This is a genomic window from Micromonospora sp. GCM10011541, from assembly GCF_042650725.1.
In the GTDB taxonomy this organism is placed as follows: Bacteria; Actinomycetota; Actinomycetes; order Mycobacteriales; family Micromonosporaceae; genus Micromonospora; species Micromonospora sicca.
This window is the reverse complement of sequence record NZ_JBHSBP010000062.1, coordinates 39,076-57,111: the sequence shown is the minus strand read 5'-3', so window position 1 is coordinate 57,111 and position 18,036 is coordinate 39,076. Positions and strand designations below refer to the sequence as shown.

Annotated in this window: 12 protein-coding genes; 5 read left to right on the top strand and 7 right to left on the bottom strand. The window is 74.8% G+C overall.

Annotation, left to right across the window (positions count from 1 at the left end; translation table 11 throughout):
- Positions 1 to 105: 105 nt before the first annotated feature.
- Both ACFOYX_RS26655 and ACFOYX_RS26650 read left to right on the top strand, forming a co-directional pair.
- Positions 106 to 1,533: a UDP-glucose/GDP-mannose dehydrogenase family protein gene (locus ACFOYX_RS26655; RefSeq protein WP_322440638.1), complete on the top strand. Its 1,428-nt coding sequence runs from the start codon at positions 106 to 108 to the stop codon at positions 1,531 to 1,533.
- Between the two features lie 177 nt (positions 1,534 to 1,710).
- Positions 1,711 to 6,603, top strand: coding sequence for an SCO7613 C-terminal domain-containing membrane protein (locus ACFOYX_RS26650; RefSeq protein WP_322440639.1), 4,893 nt, complete (start codon positions 1,711 to 1,713; stop codon positions 6,601 to 6,603).
- A gap of 416 nt (positions 6,604 to 7,019) precedes the next feature.
- Here the strand turns inward: ACFOYX_RS26650 and purE are convergent, their stop codons facing one another.
- Genes purE through ACFOYX_RS26635 form a run of 3 tightly spaced genes read right to left on the bottom strand, consistent with a single transcriptional unit; the run spans position 7,020 to position 9,196 of the window.
- Positions 7,020 to 7,511, bottom strand: coding sequence for a 5-(carboxyamino)imidazole ribonucleotide mutase (gene purE, locus ACFOYX_RS26645; RefSeq protein WP_109805119.1), 492 nt, complete (start codon positions 7,509 to 7,511; stop codon positions 7,020 to 7,022).
- Positions 7,508 to 8,668, bottom strand: a complete 1,161-nt coding sequence (locus ACFOYX_RS26640) for a 5-(carboxyamino)imidazole ribonucleotide synthase (RefSeq protein ID WP_322440640.1) — start codon at positions 8,666 to 8,668, stop codon at positions 7,508 to 7,510. The genes purE and ACFOYX_RS26640 overlap by 4 nt, the downstream gene beginning before the upstream one ends.
- A 51-nt stretch (positions 8,669 to 8,719) precedes the next feature.
- A complete protein-coding gene (locus tag ACFOYX_RS26635; RefSeq protein WP_322440641.1) occupies positions 8,720 to 9,196 on the bottom strand; it encodes a hypothetical protein in 477 nt (158 codons plus the stop codon).
- Positions 9,197 to 9,295: 99 nt separating this feature from the next.
- Between ACFOYX_RS26635 and ACFOYX_RS26630 the strand changes: the two genes are divergently transcribed.
- Together ACFOYX_RS26630 and ACFOYX_RS26625 are read left to right on the top strand one after the other, a co-directional pair.
- Entirely contained in the window at positions 9,296 to 9,892 is a 597-nt protein-coding gene (locus ACFOYX_RS26630) for a PadR family transcriptional regulator (RefSeq protein WP_322440642.1), read from the top strand.
- Positions 9,893 to 9,921: 29 nt separating this feature from the next.
- Entirely contained in the window at positions 9,922 to 10,572 is a 651-nt protein-coding gene (locus ACFOYX_RS26625; protein ID WP_322440643.1) for a pyridoxal 5'-phosphate synthase, read from the top strand.
- 12 nt (positions 10,573 to 10,584) lie between these two features.
- Here the strand turns inward: ACFOYX_RS26625 and ACFOYX_RS26620 are convergent, their stop codons facing one another.
- Positions 10,585 to 12,621 (bottom strand): thioredoxin domain-containing protein, encoded by a 2,037-nt coding sequence (locus ACFOYX_RS26620; protein WP_322440644.1) that lies wholly within the window; start codon positions 12,619 to 12,621, stop codon positions 10,585 to 10,587.
- A 188-nt stretch (positions 12,622 to 12,809) separates the two neighbouring features.
- On the opposite strand from ACFOYX_RS26620, the gene ACFOYX_RS26615 reads away from it, so the two are divergent.
- Positions 12,810 to 13,832 (top strand): phosphatidylinositol-specific phospholipase C domain-containing protein, encoded by a 1,023-nt coding sequence (locus tag ACFOYX_RS26615; RefSeq protein ID WP_322440645.1) that lies wholly within the window; start codon positions 12,810 to 12,812, stop codon positions 13,830 to 13,832.
- Positions 13,833 to 13,923: 91 nt separating this feature from the next.
- On the opposite strand, the gene ACFOYX_RS26610 is transcribed toward ACFOYX_RS26615, so the two are convergent.
- From ACFOYX_RS26610 to mca, 3 genes are all read right to left on the bottom strand, one after another.
- The gene (locus ACFOYX_RS26610) at positions 13,924 to 16,419 is read right to left on the bottom strand and encodes a bifunctional diguanylate cyclase/phosphodiesterase (RefSeq protein WP_322440724.1); all 2,496 of its coding nucleotides are present in this window, start codon (positions 16,417 to 16,419) and stop codon (positions 13,924 to 13,926) included.
- Between the two features lie 216 nt (positions 16,420 to 16,635).
- Complete coding sequence (locus tag ACFOYX_RS26605) at positions 16,636 to 16,929, bottom strand: hypothetical protein (protein ID WP_109805112.1); 294 nt, start codon at positions 16,927 to 16,929, stop codon at positions 16,636 to 16,638.
- 48 nt (positions 16,930 to 16,977) lie between these two features.
- Entirely contained in the window at positions 16,978 to 17,859 is an 882-nt protein-coding gene (gene mca, locus ACFOYX_RS26600) for a mycothiol conjugate amidase Mca (RefSeq protein ID WP_322440646.1), read from the bottom strand.
- Positions 17,860 to 18,036 lie beyond the last annotated feature (177 nt).

The window sequence follows — 18,036 nt, the reverse complement described above, 5'->3', positions numbered from 1 at the left end:
ACGTCGACCGGCGACCACAGAACGTCCCCCAACCGGTGCCCGGCCAGGCGCCGCAGCCGAACGCGACGCAAGGAAGCGCCGCCAGTGCGAGCGGAGAAGACAGGCGTGACGATCCCGTACCCGAACACCCAGCCGGTGCCGGCCATCGCCGCAGTGACCCCGCCCTCCGGCGCGGCCCGGCCCCGGGTGACCTTCCTCGGCACCGGTTACCTCGGCGCGACGTACGCCATCTGCTACGCGGAGCTCGGCTACGAGGTGCTCGGCTTCGACGTCGACGCCGACAAGATCGCCAAGCTGAACGCCGGCGAGGTGCCGATCCACGAGCCTGGCCTGGACGAGCTGCTGCGGCGCAACCTGGCCGCCGGCCGGCTGCGGTTCAGCACCGACATCGCCGAGACCGCCGAGTTCGGCGACGTGCACTTCATCTGCGTGGGCACCCCGCAGCGCGCCGACGGCATGGGCGCCGACCTGTCCTACGTCGAGGCGTCGGTGACCAGCCTGGCCCAGCACCTGACCCGCAAGGCGCTCATCGTCGGCAAGTCCACCGTCCCGGTCGGCACCGCCGAGTGGGTCGAGCAGCTGGTCGGCAAGCACACCCCCGCCGACCTCGGCGTCGAGGTGGCGTGGAGCCCCGAGTTCCTCCAGGAGGGCTTCGCCGTCGACGACGTGCTGCGCCCCAACCGGATCGTGGTCGGCGTCAAGAGCGAGTGGGCCAACGGCATGCTCTACGCCGCCCACAAGGGCGTCTTCGACCTGGCCGCCACCGAGGACCGGGAGGTCCCCCTGGTGGTCACCGACTTCGCCACCGCCGAGCTGGTCAAGGTCGCCGCGAACGCCTTCCTGGCCACCAAGATCTCGTTCATCAACGCGATGGCCGAGGTCTGCGAGGCCGCCGGCGGCGACGTCACCCAGCTGGCCCGCTCGATCGGGTACGACCCCCGGATCGGCAACCGCTTCCTCCAGGCCGGTCTCGGCTTCGGCGGGGCCTGCCTGCCCAAGGACATCCGCGCCTTCCAGGCCCGCGCCCAGGAGCTCGGCGCCGGCGAGGCGCTGCGATTCCTGCACGAGGTCGACCTGATCAACCTGCGCCGCCGGACCCGCGTGGTCCAGCTCGCCGCCGAGCTGCTCGGCCGCCGCTCCGGCCCGGCCGGTCCGGACCTCTCCGGCACCCGGATCGCCGTGCTCGGCGCCACCTTCAAGCCGAACACCGACGACGTCCGGGACGCCCCGGCGCTCGCGGTCGCCTCGCTGCTCGGCAAGGCCGGGGCCGACGTGCACGTCTTCGACCCGCAGGGCACCGAGAACGCCCGCCGGGCGGTGCCCGAGCTGACGTACGAGGAGACCATGACCGACGCCGTCAGCGGCGCGGACCTGGTCTGCGTGCTCACCGAGTGGGCCGAGTTCCGCAACGCTGACCCGGTCGCCCTGGGCGAACTGGTGCGGGGCCGGCGGGTGGTCGACGGGCGCAACTGCCTCGACTCCACACTGTGGACCCAGGCGGGTTGGGAGTACCGCGGCATGGGCCGCCCCTGACCCTCACCCGACGCGTACGGCCGGCCGTGGAACTGCTCCACGGCCGGCCGTTCCTTTTGTTGCCCCGAACGCATTTGTTGCCCCGAACGCGCCGCCAACGGTCGAAATCCGCGCCCGGTCAGGGCATGCTGCGACAGTGGAGGTCCACACCGCGGGCCGGCCGGACGGAGGGGTGTCGTGCAGACCTTCAGATGCGCCTCGTGCGGGCGGGAGATCAAGCCGGCCATCATCTGTCCGCACTGCGGCGCCGACCAGCCACAGTGGGCCGAGCACCTGGCGGAGATCGAGCGCTCGATCGCGGAGATGAAGGCGCGCGACGCCGAGATCGCCCGTGAACAACGGCAGATCGCCGCCAAGATGCAGGCCGCCCTCTTCCAGCGGGACATCCTCGCGCACGCCGGTGAGGAACGGATCAAGCAGGCGACCCGGCCCCGCCGGGTGCTGCGCCGCCGGCCGGGTCGCCGGCCGCCGACGGCCACCACCGGCGCGCCGCCCCGGGTGCCCCGGCAGGGCACCCCGCCACCCGGCCCGGACGACCTGCCGCCGTCGCCGCCCCTGTCCACCCCGCAGTGGCTGGACGTGGACGACCCGGAGCATCCGCCGGAGGCCTCCTCCCGGGAGGTGCAGAACATCCCGCTCGGGCTCGGCGCGCTGCTGCTCGGCGTGGCCGCGGTGGTCTTCGCCGCGGTCGCCACCAGCTCGATGGACGCGTTGGCCCGGCTGGGCGTGCTGGTGGTCGCGACAGTGCTGATGCTCCTCGCCCCGCCGGTGCTGGCCCGCCGCGGGCTCACCTCCACCGCCGAGACGATCGCCGCGGTCGGCCTGCTGCTGGTGCCGCTGGCCGGGTACGCCCTCTGGGCGGTCGACCGGATCGGCGGCGGCGCCTCGGGCGCGGTCTTCGCCGGGTCGATCTTCCTGATGACCACCCTGGTGGCCTTCGGGTACGCCCAGTGGACCGGGCTGCGCGCGCCGCGCTTCGCCACCGTGCTCGCCGCCCAGCCGGTGCTGCCGCTGCTGGCGTACGACCGGATCACCGGGCCGGCCGGCTGGGCGCTGGTGCTGACCGTGGTCGCGGTGGTCGACCTCGCGCTGGCCCGCTCGGCGGTGATCCTCGAGCGACCGGTCCGGCGTGACCTGCCCACCCCGCCGCCACCCCCGCCGCGGGCCGCCGAGGGGCGCCCGGAGACGGACCCGGAGGAGTCCGCCGAGGTGCTCGGCGCGGAGGCTGCCGCCCCGCCGACCGGCCCGGCCCGGCCGGTGCCCTGGCTGGGCGAGCTGACCTGGGTGCTGCACGGCGCGGCGGTCGCGGTCGCCCTGGCGTACGCGGTCACCGCGCTGCTGCGCGCCGACACGGTGCCGGTCGCCACCGGCGCGGGCGCGGTGCTGCTGCTCGCCGCGCTGGTGGGGCTGGCCGGCACGCTGGTGCTGCGTCGAGCGCCGCTGCCCGACGTCGGCGCCGGCATCGTCACCCTCGCCGTGATCGGCGCGCTGGGCCGGATCGCCTCGGTCGCCTTCCCCGGTCGGTCGCTGCTGCTCATCGCCGCGGTGATCACGGTCACCGGGCTGGCCGTACGGGCCGTACCGGAGGCGGCCCGGCGCGGGCCGCAGCTGGCCTCGGCCGTGGCCCTGACGGTCAGCGGGCTGGTGGTGGCCGGCGGCGCGCTGCGGGCCGGGCTGGCGCCGGTCCGGGCGGCGTTGCCCGCCTGGGCGGCGGACCTGGACCGGTGGCACGCCACGCTGGCGGCGGCGGTCGGCCCGACCGGGTGGCAGCTCGCCGCGAGCGCCTTCCTGCTGACGATCGCCGCGATGGTCGCCCTGCCCCCGGAGATCCGGCGCGAGTTCGCCGTGCTCGGGGCCGCGCTGACCGCGCTCGCCGTGCCGGCCTCCCTCGGGCTGGGCTGGACAATCGCCCCCTGGCCGATGCTGCTCACCGCGGTGGGCGTCGGTGTGCTGGGGCTGTCGGCGGACGGCAGACGTTCCGCCGTGGTGCACTCGGTCGCCGCGACCGGGTTGGGCCTGGCCGGTGCCGGCGCGGCGCTCTCCCGCCCGGCGCTGACCGCCGCCGCGCTGACCACCCTGTTCCTGGCCGGCGCGCTGGTCTCGCTCGCGCCCCGGATCAGGATCGCCCCGGCCGCGGCGGACACGGTCTCCGGCTGGGCCGCCGGCGGGGCGGCGTTCGCACTGCCGGGGGCGGTGGCCGCGTTCGTCGCCGCCACGGTGCCCACCGACCCGACCCCCACCCCCGCGAGCCTGCGCGAGGTCACCGTCCCGGTGCTCGCGGCGAGCTTCCTCGGCGTCTGCGTCACCCTCGGCTACGCCTCGATCCGCCAGGTCGCGCAGCGGCACCTCAGCCTGCCGCACGCCGTGGGTACCGGCCTCGGTGCGCTGGCGGTCGCCGCGGCCGCGTTCGGGGCACCCGGCACGACCAGCGCCGACGCCTGGGTGGGCGCGCTGCTGATCGTCGCCGCGGTGCTGCTCTTCCTCGCCCCGTCCATCGACCGGGGGCGCCGCTCCGACCTCTCGTTGGACGGGTCCGACCTGGCCGCCGCCGGGACCACCGTGGCCCTGATCGCCACTCTGGCCCGGATCGCCGCCGTGCTCGCGCCCGGCGGGCAGCTCGTGGTGGCGGCCGCGCTCGTCCTGGTGGTCGCGGTGGCAGCGCGGGCGATGCCGGAGGAGTGGCGCCGGGGACCGATCCTCGGCATCACGGTCGGCGGCGCCCTGATCGGCCTGATCGCCGCCTGGACCGCGTTGCGCGGTGGGGTCGGCGTGCTGGCCACCCCGGGCCCGATCTGGGCCGGCGACCTGACCGGCTGGCCGGCCGCGCCGACCGGCGGGTCGACCTGGCAGGCTCCCGTCGCGCTGGCGATGCTGGCCGTCGCCGCCGGCATCCTGTTGCCGCCGCCGTGGAAGTACGACGTGGCGGGGGTGGCCGTCGTGCTGGCGACCATCGGCACCCCGGCCGCCTTCGACCTGCCCTGGTGGTCGCCGGTCCTGGTGGGCGCCGCGGTCGCCACGGTCTTCGGCATGGCGGCGGTCGCGGCGATCGACCCCCGCGCGGCGCTGTCCCGGGCCACGGTGGCCGGAGTGGTCGCCCTGCACGCGGCCGGCGCCGGGCTGGTCCGGCCGTGGACCACCGCGCTGGCGCTCGGCAGCATCGCGCTGATCGGCGTGGTGGTGGCCGCCCTGGCCCGGAGCCTCGCGCCGCCGCTGGTGGAGAACATCGAGACCGACGGGATGCCGCCGCACCTGGTACAGGTGGGCGGCGCGGCGGCCGGTGCCGCCCTGCTCGCGCTCCCCGGCGCGGTGGCGGCCCTGGCCGCCGAGTTCGAGCACTCCCCGCAGGTGGTGGTGACCGCCGCGCTGGCCGCGTCCAGCCTCGGCCTGGCGGCGGTGGCGGTGGTCCGCCGGCAGGTCCCGCAGTACCTGCCCTACGCGAGCGTGGCGGTGGTCGGCGGCGCGACCGTCAGCGCCCTGGCCGCGATCGTCACCCGCCTGCCCTCCGGGGTGTACGCGGCCGCTGCGGCGCTGCTCGGCGTGCTCGCCGAGCTGGTCCGGGCGGCCACCACCCCGCCGACCGGCTCGGCCCGGCCGGTACGCCGCTGGTCGGTGCTGCTGGACGGGGCGCTGCGCCGGCTGCCGGACGACCGGACGGAGCTGCGCTGGCGGGTCAGCCCGGCCGCCGGGGCGCTCGCGGCGGCGGTGCTGCCCACCACGCTGGCGCTGGTCACGCTCGCGCCGCCGCTGCTGGTCGCGCTGGTCGAGCCGCTCCGGTCGCTGTCCCGGATCTGGCAGGGACCGCCGCCGGAACTGCTCACCCCGCCGCCCGACGCGGTCGACCCGACGCACGTGCTGACCGCGCTGCTGCTCACGGTGACCGCCGCGTTGGCCGCCACCGGGTTCAGCGGCGGCCGGCGTTCCCGGGCCGTGCCGGTGGTGCTGCCCGGCGCCGCGGTCACCCTGCTGATCACCCCGGTGGCGCTCGGCCACGGCTGGCCGGAGAGCTCGCTCGCCGGGCTGGTGGTCTTCACCATCTCGATGCTCGGGCTGGCCCTGACCCCGCCGCCGCCGCTGGCCGAGCCGGCCCGGTCGCTTCGGGTGGCCCGGGTGCTGGTCTTCGCGATCGGGCTGGCCGCCGGGGGCGCCGGGCTGGCCGGCAGCCTCGCCACCCGGGAGCTGACCCTCTTCACCCTGGGCGGGGCGGTCGGCGTCGGCGTGGTCGCCGCGCTCTTCGGCACCACGCAGCGGGCGCGCATCCTCGGCTGGCTGTTCGCCTCGCTGATGGCGGAGTTGTTCGTGCTCACCCTCGGCCTGGTGGTGGGGCTGGCCGCCGTCTGGTCCGCGTTCGGGGTGCTGGCGGTGGGGGCGGCGCTGCAGGTCTTCGCCGCCACCCTGCCCCGGCTGCGCCGCCCGGAGGCGTACCGGGAGGCGGCCACCGTGGAGTGGAGCGGGTACGCGGCCGCCCTTATCGCGCTGGCGCTGGCCTTCGACTCCCCCCGGCACATCGCCGCGCTGCTGGTCGCCTGGGGCGCCGTCCTCGGGGTGGCCGCGAGCCGGCAGGGCCGGCGGCCGGTGGAGCGGCGGATCCTGTTCTGGGCGGTGGTGGCCTGCGAGATCAGCGCCTGGTGGATCCTGATGCGGGTGGCCGACGTGGCGCTGCCCGAGGCGTACACGCTGCCGTTCGCCGCGCTCGCCCTGCTGGTGGGGGTGCTGGAGCTGCGCCACCGGCCGGACCTGTCGAGCTGGCTCGCGTACGGGCCGGCGCTGGTGACCGCGTTCGTGCCGACCCTGGCCATCGTGCTGGCCACCGATTCCAGCATGCTGCGGCAGGTGCTGCTGCTGCTCGGCGCGGTCGCGGTGCTGATCTTCGGCTCGACCAGCCGGCAGCAGGCGCCGGTGATCGTGGGTGCCACGGTCACCGCGATCGCGGCGGTGCACGCGTTGTTCAGCCTCGGGCCGTGGCTGGTGCTGATTCCGGTCGGCTTCGTGCTGCTGGTGCTCGGGGCGAGCAACGAGCGCCGCCGCCGCGCACAGGAACGCCTGCAGACCGCGTTGCGCGGCATGCGATGAAGCTCGTCTGTGCGGGGGCGGCGGATCCGGTCCGATTCGGCGGACGAACCGACCTGGGTTGATCGGGCCTTCCTCACTGTCCGCGTCGAGCCCGCCGGACGCAGAGTGTCGTCGTATCGCCTTTGCTCTGCTGCAGCCAACGCAACAGCAACGGACGGTGACAGCCGCGACCACGGCCTACCGCATGAGCGAAAGAGAAATGCCAGCTCAGCGCCGGTGTTGCGTGGAGTGAAGCAGAGCAAAGGCGGCGTGAGGACAATCGCCTCCCGACCCACGGATCACGCGGAGTGACCACACGACGGCTGGCGGATGGTGACGCTCGGTACATGGCCGCGAGCCCGGTGCGCAATGGCGGCGAACGCCGTCAGCATGGCGGCAGTCCGGCAGTCCGGCAGCCGGCGGACCGGCAAGTTGGATCAGCCGAGCGAGGCGCGGAGGGCCGCGTCCTTCTCGGCGACCAGTTCCTCCAGGCCCGTCTGGTACGCGGCCATCCGCTTCAGCAGCGCCGGGTCGGCGGCGGCGAGGATGCGCACGGCCAGCAGGCCGGCGTTACGGGCGTTGCCGATCGACACGGTGGCCACGGGCACGCCGGCCGGCATCTGCACGATGGACAGCAGTGAGTCCATCCCGTCGAGGTGCTTCAGCGGCACCGGCACACCGATCACCGGCAGCGGGGTGACCGAGGCGACCATCCCGGGCAGGGCGGCGGCGCCGCCGGCACCCGCGATGATCACCTTGAGGCCGCGGTCCGCGGCGTCCCGGCCGTACTCGATCATCTTGACCGGGGTGCGGTGGGCCGAGATCACGGCGACCTCGTACGGCACCTCGAACTCGTCCAGCGCCTCGGCGGCGGCCTTCATGGTCGGCCAGTCGGAGTCGCTGCCCATGATCAGGCCGACGGTGCTCACTCGTGCCCCTCCCGCAGCCAGCGGGCGGCCCGCGCGGCCCGCGCCCGTACGTCGTCCAGGTCGTCCCCGAGCACCGTGACGTGCCCGATCTTGCGGCCGGGGCGCACCTGCTTGCCGTACAGGTGCACCTTCGCGCCCGGCTCGGCGGCGAACAGGTGGTGCAGCCGCTCGTCGAGGGACATGCCGCCCGGCTCGCCGCCGAGCACGTTCGCCATCACCACCACCGGCGCGGTCAGCGAGGTGTCCCCCATCGGGTAGTCGAGCACCGCCCGCAGATGCTGTTCGAACTGAGAGGTCCGGGCGCCCTCGATGGTCCAGTGCCCCGAGTTGTGCGGACGCATCGCCAGCTCGTTGACCACCAGCCCGGTGGGGGTCTCGAAGAGCTCCACCGCGAGCAGGCCGACCACGCCGAGCGCGGTGGCCAGGTCGATGGCGAGCTGCTGGGCGGCGACGGCCAACTCCTCGGCCAGGTCCGGCGCGGGCGCCAGCACCTCCACGCAGATCCCGTCCCGCTGCACGGTCTCCACCACCGGGTACGCGGCCACCTGGCCGAACGGTGAGCGCGCGACCTGCACCGCCAACTCCCGGCGCAGGGCCACCCGCTCCTCGACGATCAGCGAGGTGCCCCCGGCCAGCAGGGTCGAGCCCAGATCGGCGGCCTGCGCCGCGTCGTCCACCAGCCAGACGCCACGCCCGTCGTAGCCGCCCCGGGCCGACTTCAGCACCACCGGCCAGCCGAACTCGTCACCGAACGCGGCCAGGTCGGCCGGCTCGGCGACCGGTCGCCAGGCCGGGTTCGGCGCGCCCAGCTCACCGAGGCGCTCGCGCATCACCCGCTTGTCCTGCGCGTGCAGCAGCGCGTCGGCCGGGGGGAAGAGCTTCACCCCCTCGTCGGCGAGGGCCCGGATGTGCTCGGTCGGCACGTGCTCGTGGTCGAAGGTGACCACGTCGCAGCCCTTGGCGAAGGTGCGCAACGCGGTCAGGTCGGTATGGTCGCCGTACTGGACGTCGGCCGCGACCAGCGCGGCGCCGTCGTCGGGGGCGAGCGCCAACACGCGCAGCGACTGGCCGAGGGCGATCGCGGCCTGGTGGGTCATCCGGGCCAGCTGGCCGCCGCCCACCATGCCGACAACAGGCAGTCCGGTACGGGAATCCATAGCGCCGCCAGCCTATCGGGGCGGGCGCCGGTCCCGGCCCGGAGGGCGGGATCAGCCCGCCGCGCTCACCACGACGCGGCGCGGGGTACGGGCCAGCTCCCGGGCGCTGCGCCGGGCGATCAGCACCGAGCCGACCGCCGTGGGCGCGGTCCAGGCGACCAGGTTGCCGTCGGTCAGCTGTACGGCGAAGCCGGTCACGAAGGCGATCACGGTGCTGCCCATCAGGTTCAGGTGCCACACCCGCCAGCCCCGGCCGCCGAGGCCCCCGGGTCGGCGGCGGGCGAACCAGAGCCCGCCGAGCAGCCAGCCCAGCGTCAGCACGCCGAGGATCGCCAGCCCCCAGAGACGGGCGGGGTCCAGGGCGAAGAGCCCCAGCGCGCTCAGGCTGAGCCCGACGGCGGCCACCGCGTAGATCCGGCCGAGCAGGGTGTGCCGGCCGCGGCGCTTGGGGGCGAGAAGAATCGGCAGCGCGAGCAGCAGGCCGGTGGTGCCGCTGGCCGCGTGGATGAGGACGAGAACGGTGTGCATGACGCCTCCCCGTGACCTCCCACTGTGGGAGGTCGATGCCTTGATCCTGCGACCTGACACAATGGGATGTCAAGCGAAAACGCGAAGGAGCGCCAGCCCATGCCAGACCGGCCGTTGAACGCCACCGCCGCCTCCCTGCTGGGCTTCCTGCACGACGGCCCGATGACCGGCTGGGACCTGGTGACGGTCGCCGAGCAGCGGATCGGCGCGTTCTGGTCACTCACCCAGAGCCAGGTCTACCGGGAGCTGAGCGCGATGGCCGCCGCGGGACTGGTCCGGGCCGGCGAGCGCGGCCGCCGCGACCGGCAGCCGTACGAGATCACCGAGGCCGGCCGCGCCGCCTTCGCCGAGTGGGCCGCCCGGCCGCCGGCCGAGGAGAGCATCCGGTTCCCCCTGCTGCTCACCGTGCTCTTCGGGCGGCACCTGCCGGCGGACCGGATGGCGGCGTTCCTGGCGCAGCACCGGGCCGCGCACGCCGAACGGCTGGCCGGCTACGAGCAGGTGGCCGCCGCGCTCCCCGAGGAGGCGGACGCCATCGACCCGTACTCGGTGGCCACCCTGCGCTTCGGTCTGGCGTACGAGCGGGCGGTGCTCGACTGGTTCGACGGGCTGCCGCCCGCGCTGCGCGACCCCGCAGCCGGGGCGGGGAGCACGCCCGGCACGGGAGGCCGCCCGACCGGCGACGCGGAGGACTGACGGAGACGCCGGGCTGGGATGATCAGCTCATGACGACCCGCGAGACACTGCGCGCGCTGCCGGTGCTGGCCCACCAGATGCCGTCCTTCGACCCGGCCGGCGCGCCGGCGGAGCCGATGACGCTCTTCGCCGACTGGCTCACCGAGGCCGTCGCCGCCGGTGTGGACGAGCCGCACGCGATGACCCTGTCGACCGTCGACGCCGACGGCGCGCCGGACGCTCGGGTGCTGATCCTCAAGGACCTCGACACGACCGGCTGGCACTTCGCCACCAGCGCGATCAGCGCCAAGGGTCGCCAGCTCGCCGGCGACCCCCGGGTCGCGCTCACCTTCCACTGGCGGGAGCAGGGCCGCCAGGTCCGGGTCCGCGGCGCCGCCCGGGCCGCCGACGCGACGGTCTCCCGGGGTGACTTCCTGGCCCGACCGGAGGGCTCCCGGATCGCCACCCTGGCCGGCCGGCAGAGCGCCGTCCTCGCCGACCGGGCCGAGCTGGACCGGGAGCTGGCCGACGTCCGCGCCCGGCTGGCCGCCGACCCCGATTTGGTCGCCGAGACGCACACCGTCTACGCCGTCGCGCCGACGAGGGTGGAGTTCTGGCAGGCCGACCGGGAACGCCGGCACGTCCGCCTGCGCTACCGCCGCACCGAGCGCGGGTGGGACCGCGAGCTGCTCTGGCCGTGACCGGCCGCCGGGTCAGCCCAACTGGGCGACCAGGTCGTCGACCGAGGTGACCGGCCGGTCGCAGACGAAACCCCGGCAGACGTACGCGGTGGAACGGCCGTCCAGCGCCGGCCGGTCGGCGAGCAGCGGCACGCCGGGCTGGTCGGTACGGCCCGCCACGGTCACCGCGCCGGGCGGGGCGTACCGGTGCGCCGCGCGGACCAGCGGGTCCTCGGCCGGATCGTCCGTGACCACCGCGATCTCGTACGGCCCGGAGAGCAGCGCCTCGCCGACGGTGGCGGCGTACCCGGTGAACCGCGCGTGCCGGCCGACGAGCGGCGCGACGGTCGACAGGGCGGTTTCGGCGGCCTCCCGGTACCGCACCTCCCCGCTCAGCGCCGCGTACGCCACCAGCGCCGCGACGATCGCCGACCGCCCGGACGGGGTGGCGTTGTCGGTCGGGTCCGCCGGCCGGGTGACCAGCCGCTCGGCGTCGTCGGCGGTGTCGAAGAACCCGCCGTCGGGCGCGGCGAACCGGGCCAGCGCGACGTCGAGAAGTTGACCGGCGAACTCCAGCCAGCGCCCCTCACCGCTGAGCTGGTGCATGGCGCAGAACGCCTCGGCCACACAGCCGTAGTCCTCCAGCACGCCGGCCGGCTCGCCGACCACCCCGTCCCGGGAGACCCGGCGCAGCCGCCCGTCCACGAGGTGCACCTTCGCCAGGTGCTCGGCGGTGTCCCGCAGCGCGCCGTCGGCGACGATGGCGACCCCGTCCATCAGGTTCGCGTCCTCGTCGTCGGGGGACGCGTAGACGGCGGCGACCTGAAGGAACTCGGCGATCGCGGTGATCGCCAGGCCGTTCCAGGCGGCCACCACCTTGTCGTCGCGGGCGGGCTGCGGGCGGGCGTCCCGGGCGGCCAGCAGCCGCCCGACCACCGCCTGCCAGCGCGCGCGCACCGCCGGGTCGGCGTCGTCGACGTCCCGGGCCAGCCGCAGCACGCTCATCCCGTGCTCAAAGGTGCCCTCCTCGGTGACCGCGAAGAGGTCGGCGGCCCACCGGCCGTCCGCCTCGCCGAGCACCTCGACGAGCTGTGCCGGCGTCCAGGCGTAGGTGAGCCCTTCGACGCCCTCGGTGTCCGCGTCCAGGGCGGAGGCGAAGCCCTCCCCCGGCTTGTGCAGCTCGTCGGCGAGGAACCGGGCGGTGTCCCGGGCCACCCGCCGGGCCAGCCGGTCGCCGGTGAGCCGCCAGAGCTGGGTGTAGACCCGCAGCAGCAGCGCGTTGTCGTAGAGCATCTTCTCGAAGTGCGGCACGGTCCAGTGCGCGTCCACTGAGTAGCGGGCGAAGCCGCCGGCCAGCTGGTCGTTGATGCCGCCGCGGGCCATCGCCTCGCAGGTGTGCCGGACGATCTCCAGGCTCTGCGCGGAACCGGTGCGCTGGTGGTGGCGGAGCAGGAAGAGCAGGTTCATGTGCGGCGGGAACTTCGGCGCCGCGCCGAAGCCGCCGTTCGTCCGGTCGTACTCCGTGGCGAGCTGCGCGGCGGCGGCGTCGAGCAGGTCGGCGGTGAGCGGCGCGGACGTCCCGCCGACGGCCTGGGCCCCGCCGATCGCCTCGACCACGGCGGCGCCCTGCCGGAGCACCGCCTCCCGCTGGTCGCGCCACGCCGTGCCCACCGACTCCAGCAGCCGGATGAAGTTCGCCCGCGGAAAGTAGGTGCCGCAGAAGAACGGGGTGCCGTCCGGGGTGGCGACGACGGTCATCGGCCAGCCGCCCTGGCCGGTCATCGCCTGGGTGGCGGTCATGTAGACGGCGTCGACGTCCGGCCGTTCCTCGCGGTCCACCTTGATGGCGACGAAGCCGTCGTTGACCAGCCGGCCGACGGCCTCGTTCTCGAACGACTCGTGCGCCATCACGTGGCACCAGTGGCAGGCGGCGTAGCCGACCGAGATGAGCACCGGCACGTCGCGCCGCTTCGCCTCGGCGAACGCCTCGTCGCACCACGGCCACCAGTCGACCGGGTTGTCGGCGTGCTGGAGCAGGTAGGGCGAGGTGGCGTTCGCGAGTCGGTTCACCCGACGACCATATCCAGCGCCGGGCCGACCTGTCGGAGGTCGCCCGCGATCGTCGCCGCGATGGGGCGCCCCGTTCCGCCAGGCCGGCCGGCCGGATACCGAGCGGCCTTCCAATATTCACATTCATTGATTTGAATCAGGCGCATGCCGGCCGGCCACCACCGCCGGTCCCCGGAGAAGGAGACGTCATGCGCAGACTCCCCGCCCTGCTCGGCCTCGCCGCCCTGGTCACCGCCACCCTCGCCCCCACGCCCGCGTCCGCCGCGGTCCCCGTGGACACCCGGGTCTCGGCGGCCACCACCGTCGGGACGCACAACGCGTACGAGCGCGGCACCTACACCTACCTGGCCCAGGCCCTCGACGCCCGGCCCGGGCTGATCGAGCTGGACGTCTGGCCGGACGTCATCGCCCGGCAGTGGCGGGTCAGCCACTCCAACCCGCTCGGCAACGACAACAACTGCGTCGCCGCCACCAGCGCCGCCCAGCTCTACACCGGCATCCGGAACAGGAATCTGGAGCACTGCCTCGACGACATCCGGCTCTGGCTGGCCGCGCACCCGGGGGCCGGTCCGCTGATCCTCAAGCTGGAGCTGAAGACGGGCTTCAGCGGCCGCACCGGTCAGGGGCCCGCCCAGCTCGACGCGGTGCTCGCGGCCCGGTTGGGCGCCGCGGTGTTCCGCCCGGCCGAGCTGCTCGCCGGCCACGCCTCCCTCGACGCCGCCGCCCGCGCCGACGCCTGGCCGACCCGGGGACAGCTCGCCGGCCGGGTGATCGTGGAGCTGATCCCGGGCACCGTCGAGGAGGACAATCCGACCGACACGCTCCGGACCGACGTCGAGTACGCCCGGTACCTGGCCGGCCTGTCGGCGGCCGGCACCCTGCCCAGGGCGCAGGCGTTCCCCGCCGTGCACAACGCGCAGACCGGCGACCCGCGCATCCGGTACGCCGAGACCGCCCTGCGCCCCTGGTTCGTGCTCTTCGACGGGGACGCGACGGCGTACGTCAGCGGCGGGATCGACACCGCCTGGTACGACACCAACCACTACCTGCTGGTGATGACCGACGCGCAGGACGTGCCGCCGGCGGTCGGCGCCGACCCGGACGCGGCGGCGGCCCGGGTGGCCGAGCTGGCTCGGGCCCACGCCAGCGTCGCCTCCGCCGACTGGTCGACGCTGCCGGGCGTGGTCGACGACGTGCTGCCGCGCGGCTGAGCCGCCGGGTTCCGCGCCGCCGGTCCACTCCGGCGGCGCGGGACGGCGCGGCGGCCGGACGTCCGGCCGCCGCGGGACGGTGCCCGGGGACTCAGGAGGCGCCGTCGGCGCGGAGCGGGAAGACGTTGCCGGGGGCGGCGTCGAGCAGCGACCCGAGGACCGCGCCGATCTTGTCGGCCGGCATCGGCTTGAAGAAGTGGTAGCCCTGGGCGGCGGTGCAACCCAGCTCGGCCAGGGCGTTCCGCTGCTCGGCGGTCTCCACCCCCTCGGCGACCACCCGCAGCCCCAGCTCGTGGGCGAGCCCCACGGTGGTCCGGACGATCGCCGCCGCCTCCGGCGAGTCGGCCATCCGGATCACGAACGAGCGGTCGACCTTCAGCTCGTCGACGGCGATCCGGGTGAGGAAGGTCAACGACGAGAAGCCGGTGCCGAAGTCGTCGACGGCGAGCTGCACCCCCATCGCGCGCAGCGTGGCGAGCACCTCGTCGATGATCTCCAGCTCGCTCATCACCACCGTCTCGGTGATCTCCAGGACCAGGCGGCGCGGCGGCACCTGGTGCCGGCGCAGCGCCTCGCCGATCTCCGCCGGCAGCCGGGGGTCGAGCAGGCTGCGCGCCGACAGGTTCACCGAGATCGGCACGTCCAGCCCCAGGCGGGCCCAGTCGGCGGCGACCGCGAGGGCCTTGTCCAGCACGTACCGGGTGAAGGCGCCGAGCTGTTCGCTGTTCTCCACCGGGCGGATGAAGTCGGCCGGGCCGAGCCAGCCGCGGCGCGGGTGCCGCCAGCGGATCAGCGCCTCCACGCCGGTCGGGGCGCCGGTGGCCAGGTCCACCGCCGGCTGCAACGCCAGCACCAGCTGGTCGTCGGCCGCCAGCGCCTCCCGCAGCTCCGCGAGCAGCGCCAGATGGTCGGTGCTCGCGGCGTCCCGGGAGCTGTCGTACGCGGCGACGCTGCCGCCGCCCTCCTTCGCCTGGTACATCGCGATGTCGGCCCGGCGCAGCAGCTCGGTCAGATCGGCAGCTCCCGCGTCGGCGACCACCACGCCCACCGAGACCTCGACGGACATCCGTACGCCCGCCACCTCGGTCGGCGCGGCGAGCCGCTCGGCGATCTCCCGGGCCTGCCGCAGCGCGTACGCCATCGGCGCGGGGCGGTCACCGACCACCGGAACCGCGGTCAGCAGCAGGGCGAACTCGTCTCCGCCGAGCCGGCCCAGCAGGTCACCGGGGCGGGCGAGGGCCGTCAGCCGGCTCGCGGTCAGCCGCAGCAGTTGGTCCCCGGCCGCGTGCCCGAGCGTGTCGTTGACCTCTTTGAACTGGTTGATGTCGAGCAGCAGCAACGCCACCGGGTGATCGTGGGCGAGCTTGCGCAACGCCTGGTCGCCCTGGTCGAGCATGGCGGCCCGGTTGACCAGCCCGGTGAGCTGGTCGTGCACCGCCTCGTACGAGGAGCGCGCGGTGACCAGCCGCAGCTCCCGGTGGGTGGCCGCGTCGTGCAGGGCGGCGGCCAGGGCGTCGCCGAAGGCCGCGACGGCGTCCCGTTCCCGAGCGCTGGGCGGGGCCGACCGAGCGAAGTGGACCCGCAGCTCACCCACCCCGACGCTGCCCACGGTCAGCGGTCGGACCAGCTCGTGCTCGGCCGGCTCGGTACGCACCGGCGCGTCCACCTCACGGTCGCGCAGCTGGCCGCCGAGGTCCGCCCGGTACCGCCACCACCGGCCGTCGCCCCGGGCCACGTCCACGTCGACGAGTTCCGCCCCGAACAGGGTGAGCGCGCCGGACACCGCGGCGGTCGCCACGCCCCGCTCGTCGAGCTGGTTGAGGGCGGCGGTGGCCTCCGCGAACGCCCGCCAGGTACGCCGCTCCTGGTCGGCCCGGAGCCGGTGGCGGTACGTCTGCTGGAGCAGCCAGAGCGGCGGCGGGAGCAGCAGCAACCAGCGGGCGTCGAGCTCCAGCAGGGTGACGATCACCAGGCCGACGGCCACGTTGCCGACGAACATCAGCAGTTTGCCGCGGAGCGCGGCGAGCAGCGGCGGTCCGACCGGGACGCCGTGCCGCAGCGCCAGGGTCGCCCCGCCGAGCCAGCCGGTGGTGAGCAGGTAGGTCACCGAGCCGGCGGTGAGCGCGAGGGCGAGCGCCGGGGTCGGCGCGGCGAGCAGGGGTCGGCCCAGCGCGCTGGTCACCGCGACGGCGAGCGCGGTGGCGGCGGTCAGCGACCCGGTGATCCGGACGAGTTCCAGCGCCGGCCGGCGGTCGGTGAGCAGGGACATGGCCGTCCAGGCCGTCCCGGTGCCGAGCAGCGCCGCCGCCGGCAGCCAGCCGGCCGGTACGAGGTAGAGGCACACGATGAGGGCCGCTTCGCCCCAGGTGATGCTCACCATCCCCGAGGCGGTCCGGAACTGGAGCCGGGCGAGCTGAGCCACGGCGAACACGGCGACGGCGATGCCGAAGCGGGCCGGGCCGGGCAGCGCGTCGTCCGGCGGGAGGGCCGCCGGGACGGTCAGGCCGACGACGGCGGCGACCAGGGCGGTGATCCCGACCGCGGCGGTCAGCAGGAGCACCCCGGTCGGCGTGCCGCGCAGGCCCAGCCGATCGGGGGGTTGGCCGTCCCGGCCGGAGGTCACGGACCCACCCCGTCCGCCGGCACGCCGGGGGTGCGGCGGGTGGCCGCTGCTTCGACGGTCATCGGCGCCCCCCTTCCGCGCACGGCTCGGGGACTTTTGGTCCCCCCGGCGGAAGGCTAAGCCAAAGCCGGTGGTCGCAACAGAGGGCGACGACCGGCTTCGACGTGAATCACGCCTGGACTACCCGTTCCGGCGCTGCTGGGAGCCGTTGGGAGCGTTCGTCGGTGATTCCTGCGCGACGGTCCCGTCTGTCGGATCGACGACTGTCCCGTCGGTGCGTTCGGGGTCCGCCGGACCGGCCTGCTGCGGGAAGCGGTCGGGCAGGCGACGCAGTCGGGCGTTCATGTTGCGGATCAGCAGGACGGTGGCGGTGGCCAGCAGCACGATGAGGAAGAGGCCCATCGGCCCGGCCAGACCACCCGTGCGGGTGTCACCGAAGTTGTTCTCCGCGAGCACCTGGGCAGTGGTCAGCATGGTGTTCCTCCGATGTGCGGCTCCCGTCCAGCGTAGCCCTCCGCCGGATCAGCGGGCATGGCACGTCTCGCGGACGCCGGCGAACAGGTCCGACTCGGGCAGCGGGCTGTCCACCAGCGAGCGGGCGAGCTGGTAGTCCTCGGTCGGCCAGGCGCGCCGCTGGAGGTCCATCGGGACGTGGAACCAGAAGCCGTCCGGGTCGATCTGGGTGGCGTGGGCCCGCAGGGCGTCGTCGCGGACGGGGAAGTATTCGGCGCACTCGACCCGGGTGGTGATCCGGGGGCCCTTGTCGGGGCGATCCTCCCAGCGCTTGAGCCACTCCTCGTACGGCGACTCCAGGCCCGCGGCGAGCATGCCCTCGTGCAGCGCCATGATCTTGCCCTTGGAGAACCCGATGTCGTAGTAGAGCTTCAGCGGCTGCCAGGGCTCGCCCAGCTCCGGGTAGCGCTCCGGGTCGCCGGCGGCCTCGAAGGCGGCGACCGTCACCTTGTGGGTCATGATGTGGTCCGGGTGGGGGTAGCCACCCTCCTCGTCGTACGTGGTGACGACGTGCGGTCGGAACTGCCGCATCAGGCGCACCAGCGGCGCCGCCGCGACCTCCACGTCCTGCAGGGCGAAGCACGCCTCGGGCAGCGGCGGCAGCGGGTCCCCCTCGGGCAGCCCGGAGTCGACGAACCCGAGCCAGGCCTGCTCGATGCCGAGGATGGCGCGGGCGGCGTCCATCTCGGCGCGCCGGATCTCGCCGATGTTGGCCCAGACGTCCGGTCGGTCCATCTTCGGGTTGAGCACGCTGCCGCGCTCACCGCCCGTGCAGGTCACGACCAGGACATCGACCCCTTCGGCGACGTATTTCGCCGTGGTCGCGGCGCCCTTGCTCGACTCGTCGTCGGGATGGGCGTGCACGGCCATGAGACGCAACTGCTCTGCCACCTTCGGCACTCCTCGTCTGTGCCCGTCGGGCGACCCGACCCCGGGTAACCCGGCTGACCTGCCGGAATCTCCCCCGCGCCCGGAAAATCACCCGTGCCGACCTGTCCGCGTCACCGCCGACCTGCCATCCTTGGGTCAGCGCCGGGCTGGGAAGATGGACTCTGCCATTCTTGCCGA